This window comes from Myxococcus vastator (genome assembly GCF_010894475.1).
GTDB lineage: Bacteria > Myxococcota > Myxococcia > Myxococcales > Myxococcaceae > Myxococcus > Myxococcus vastator.
The window spans coordinates 1-4,905 of the sequence record NZ_JAAIYB010000554.1; the positions used below are offsets into that span (position 1 = coordinate 1).

The 4,905-nt window shown below is 71.3% G+C and carries 2 protein-coding genes and 1 pseudogene; 2 read left to right on the forward strand and 1 reads right to left on the reverse strand.

Going from position 1 to position 4,905, the window contains the following annotated elements; all coding sequences use genetic code 11:
- The first annotated feature begins 188 nt into the window (after positions 1 to 188).
- Both G4D87_RS33660 and G4D87_RS33665 read left to right on the forward strand, forming a co-directional pair.
- Positions 189 to 1,274: a glucose 1-dehydrogenase gene (locus G4D87_RS33660; protein WP_163786778.1), complete on the forward strand. Its 1,086-nt coding sequence runs from the start codon at positions 189 to 191 to the stop codon at positions 1,272 to 1,274.
- 22 nt (positions 1,275 to 1,296) lie between these two features.
- Positions 1,297 to 3,162 carry a glycoside hydrolase family 15 protein gene (locus tag G4D87_RS33665; protein WP_163786779.1) on the forward strand — a complete coding sequence of 622 codons (1,866 nt, stop codon included), beginning with the start codon at positions 1,297 to 1,299 and terminating at the stop codon, positions 3,160 to 3,162.
- Positions 3,163 to 3,185: 23 nt separating this feature from the next.
- Here the strand turns inward: G4D87_RS33665 and G4D87_RS33670 are convergent.
- A pseudogene (locus G4D87_RS33670) lies at positions 3,186 to 4,905 on the reverse strand (hypothetical protein); the annotation flags it as partial.

Sequence of the window (4,905 nt, forward strand, 5' to 3'; positions counted from 1 at the left end):
GGCCGGGTGGGCAGCGGTTTCGTGCATGCACAGCGTTGACCCCTGGGCAACGTGGGCGCGGGCGCTGTTCACCAGCGGGCCCGCGGCGCCACACGTCCGTGTCTGAGCGAGCAGCCGTGCCCGGCAGGCAGCACCGTGTCCCGTCCGCGCCTGGCCCCGTGCCGGGACGTGCAGCGCAAGGAGGCCGTATGAAGGCGGTGGCCGTCTTCCCCCAGCAGCGCGAGGTGCGCGTCATCACCGACGCCCCCGAGCCCCGCATCCAGTCGCCCACGCAGGTGAAGGTGCGGACGCGGGAAATCGGGGTGTGTGGCACGGACAAGGAAATCATCGAGTTCAAATATGGCGCCCCGCCGCCGGGCTCGGACCACCTCATCCTGGGCCACGAGTGCCTGGGCGAGGTGGTGGAGGTGGGCGAGGCCGTCCGGGGCCTGAGCCGCGGAGACTGGGTGGTGCCACGCGTGCGCCGGCCGTGCCCGCATGCCACCTGCCCGCCGTGCCGCGGGGGCCACCCGGACTTCTGCATCACCGGCGACTACACCGAGCGGGGAATCAAGGGCGCCCACGGCTTCGGCGCCGAGTCCTTCGTGGAGGACGCGGCCTACCTGCACCGGGTGCCCACGGAGCTGCGCGAGGTGGCGGTGCTCACCGAGCCGCTCACCATCGCGGAGAAGTCCCTCCGTCAGTTGGAGCACCTCCAGGACCGCCTGCCGTGGAAGGCGGGCCCGGGCCGCGCGGTGGTGCTGGGCGCGGGGCCGGTGGGGCTGCTGGGCGCCATGGCGCTGGTGCGCCGTGGGCACGCCACCACGGTGTATTCGCGCAGCCCCAAGCCCAACGCGAAGGCCGAGGCGTCGGAGGCGCTGGGGGTGCCCTACATCTCCTCGAAGGAGGTGCGGCCGGAGGAGCTGGTCCGCAGGGTCGGCGCCGCGGACGTCATCTACGAGGCCGCGGGCGTGGCGAAGGCGGCGCTGGAGACGCTGAAGGCGCTGGGACCCAACGGCGTCTGCATCCTCACCGGCGTGCCGTCGAAGGAGGAGCCCTTCGACGTGTCCCCGGTGCTCAAGGACATGGTGCTGGGCAACCAGGTGCTGGTCGGCACCGTGAACGCGGCGGATGTCGACTTCGACATGGCGCTGGAGGACCTGCGGCACTTCCAGGCCCGCTGGCCCGGAGGGCTGGAGCGGCTCATCTGCGCGAAGCACTCGCCCGAGGACTACCGTGACGTCGTCACGGGCAAGAAGGCTGGCGGCATCAAGGACGTCATCCGCTTCAGCTGACCCCTTCGACAAGGAGTGATTCATGGCAACGGGAAGCGGCGGCGCTTCGGTGACGGGGAGGCCGGTGGCCATCGAGGACCACGGCGTCATCGGCGACCTGCGCACGGTGGCGCTGGTGGCCAACGAGGGCACCATCGACTGGTTCTGTTTTCCGCACTTCGACAGCCCCAGTGTCTTCGCGGCGCTGCTGGACCGGGAGCGTGGCGGCCACTGGAGCATCGCGCCGGAGCCGGACGGGGTGATGAAGCGGCAGTTCTACTGGCCGGAGACCAACGTCCTGGTGACGCGCTTCTACACGCCGGACGGCGTGGGCGAGCTGGTGGACTTCATGCCCATGTCGGGCCGGGAGGGGATGAAGGAGGAGCGCGAGCTCCTCCGGCGCGTGCGCGTGGTGCGCGGGGCGATGACCTTCCGCATGGAGTGCTTCCCGGCCTTCAACTACGGGCGGGACACGCACGAGACGAAGCTCATCCGCAGCGGGGCCGTCTTCTGCTCCCAGACGCTCCAGCTCACGCTGTCCTCGTCGGTGCCGCTGCGGAAGGCGGAGCGGGGCGTCACCGCGGCCTTCACCCTGCATGAGAACCAGTCCGCCGTCTTCTCCCTGCACCCGGGCGCGCGCGCGTCCTGCGAGGCGGTGGTGCACAACCACGAGTCCTCCGAGGAGCTCTTCCGCGAGACGGTGGAGTACTGGCGCCACTGGCTGTCGGGCTGCGACTACAAGGGCCGGTGGCGGGAGACGGTGCAGCGCTCGGCGCTGGCGCTCAAGCTGATGACCTTCGCGCCCACGGGGGCCATCGTCGCGGCGCCCACGTGCAGCCTGCCGGAGTCACCCGGCGGCACGCGCAACTGGGACTACCGCTTCTGCTGGCTGCGCGACGCGGCCTTCACCGTGTACGCGTTCATCCGCATCGGCTTCAAGAAGGAGGCCGCGGCCTTCATGCGCTGGGTGGAGGCGCGCTGCGCGGAGTACGACTCCGGGCCGCTGCCCCTGATGTTCGGCATCGACGGCAAGCGCGTCCCCGAGGAGCAGGAGCTCCTGCACCTGGCGGGTTATGGCGGGGCGCGCCCGGTGCGCATCGGCAACGGGGCGGCGGACCAGCTGCAGCTCGACATCTACGGCGAGCTGATGGACTCCGTGTACCTGTCCAACAAGTACGCGGCGCCCATCTCCTATGACTTCTGGCGGCACCTGCGGCGGCTGGTGGACTGGGTGTGTGACAACTGGGAGCTGCCGGACGAGGGCATCTGGGAGGTGCGCGGCGGGCGGCAACAGTTCGTCTATTCGAAGCTGATGTGCTGGGTGGCGGTGGACCGGGCCATCCGGTTGGCGGACAAGCGCAGCTTCCCGGCGGACCGGGCCCGCTGGCACAAGGTGCGGGACACCATCTTCGAAGACATCATGGAGAAGGGGTGGAACCCGGAGCGGGGCGCCTTCGTCCAGTCCTATGGGAGCCACGCGCTGGACGCGGCGAACCTGCTGATGCCGCTGGTGTTCTTCCTCTCTCCGGTGGACCCACGCATGCTCCAGACGCTGGATGTCATGCGCAAGCCGCCGTCCCAGGGTGGCCTGGCGTCGGACGGGCTGGTGTTCCGCTACGACGTGGAGGCCACGTTGGATGGGATTGCCGGCAGCGAGGGCACCTTCAACCTCTGCAGCTTCTGGCTGGTGGAGGCGATGACGCGCGCGAGCGTGGCCCGGCCGGACCTGCTGGAGGAGGCGCGGCTCATCTTCGAGCGGATGCTGGGCTACGCCAACCACGTGGGCCTGTACGCGGAGCAGACGGGCATGTCCGGCGAGGCCCTGGGCAACTTCCCGCAGGCGCTGACGCACCTGGCGCTCATCAGCTCCGCGTACAACCTGGACCGCACGCTGGGCCGGCGGGACTGACGGGGGCGCGGAACTCCGGCGCCCTACACGCCCAGGAACTCGGGCCAGGCGCCGGGGGTCACCACGCCGAGCAGGCGGACGCCGAAGTCGCCGGGCCGGTGGACGACGTCCAGCGCGTCGAGCAGCCGGGGGTCGTCCGCGAAGTGGCGGCGCTTGCGCTCCACCAGCAACTCGAAGTCGTGGAGCATCACCTCCCGGACGTCGCGGGGCAGCCGCCTCAGCGTGGCGCGCGCCCGCTCCACCCAGCCCTTCTCCGGCTCCCAGGTGTCCTGCACCACCGCGTTCCACGCGCTCAAGGCCAGCGCCAGGCAGGTGAAGAGCTCGGCCTGCGGATCCTCCGAGTCCTCCACGCCGTCCAGGATGGGTCTGGCGAACTCGAGCAAGGCCTCGGAGACCTTCCCCGGGGGCACCTTGCGCGTGGGGGCTCGGCTCACCGGGTTCCGCTGGGTGGCCAGCGCCAGCAGGTCGTGCTTTCCGACGTACCTGCCCGTCAGCAGCGGCAGGGGGACCTCCAGCCGGACCCGGACCTGGAGGTCTCTCACCGTCAGCTCCAGGTCCACCTCGCGCTCCTCGGGACGCGCCCGGGCGAGCGCCAGGCCCACCGCCACCGCCAGCACCAACTCCTCGGTGTTGCCCAGGCGCGGCGTGTTCCGCTGGACGCGCATGACGTCGGGGACGAAGGGCAGGCCGGTGACGTCCTTCACCAGCTTCGCCACCCAGTCCGGACCGTCCTCCAGCGTCACGCCCAGCGAGTCCGGGATGAGCACGTCGACGTTTCCTCCCGGCAGGCCGGACATGCTCATCCGCTCCACGGAGCCGGCCCGGTCGAAGAGGGCGAAGCCCAACTCGCTGCCCCCCTCCCCCATGACGGACAGCTCCCGGGTGCCTCGCGCGGCGCCCTCCAGGTGCACGGTGAAGACCTCATCGTTCGTCCACACCTCCCAGGGCTCCGCGCGGATGAGCGCCACCATGGCGTCGAGGAGCGCCGCTGCCACCTCGGGCATCACCATCAAGCCTGGCGCAGCCGGGGCCCAGTGCAACTGGAGGGCGAGCGCCGCCCGGAAGCGGGCGATGGTGTCCGGCATGGGCCGCGACGCGAAGCCCTGGGACGCGCCGGCGCGCGCGAGCCGGCCCTCGCAGTAGCGCTTGAGCCCCGGCCGCTCCCGCGCCAGGGACTCCAGCCCCTCCGCGTCCCGGCGCCCGAGGACGGGCGGCAGCGCCTCACCGTCGGACGTCAGCGCGACGTAGATGGAGGCGCGGCCGTCCACGCCCACGTCGATGGGCCCCAGCTTGAAGGCATAGAGGGCCCCGGGCTCCAACTCGGGCACGGGCGCCTTCCGCCGGGGCTTGCGCTTTGCGGCGTCCTGGAAGGCCCGGCGGCGCGGAGGTGGGGGCCCGATCGGGAAGCCCGCGGGGAGCTCGGTGGCGGGGAGCTCGGTAGTGGTGAGCTCCGCGCGGAGGGGCTCCAGGGAAGGCACCTCCTTGGAGGTGTACACCTGGGTCAGCGGGATGCGCTCGTCGCGCGACAGGCCCAGCTCCGCGTACAGCGCATCCCAGCGCGGGGCCGCGGCGTCGGAGACGTGGGACAGCTGCGACTCCTGGTCCTTCAACCATTCGAGCACCTGGGCACGGCCTTCCGTGGACCGCGTCATCTCCCGGGCGCTCCTCCCTCCCCAGGCGGGGATGCCGCGGGTCAGCTCCTCACGGATTCGCTGCACGAGCATCAACGCGAGCGAGTCCGCC

Bases quoted from the DNA above. Each gene is read 5' to 3' on its own strand.
- G4D87_RS33660 (WP_163786778.1), top strand. From the start codon at position 189: ATGAAGGCGGTGGCCGTCTTCCCCCAGCAGCGCGAGGTGCGCGTCATC.
- G4D87_RS33665 (WP_163786779.1), top strand. From the start codon at position 1,297: ATGGCAACGGGAAGCGGCGGCGCTTCGGTGACGGGGAGGCCGGTGGCC.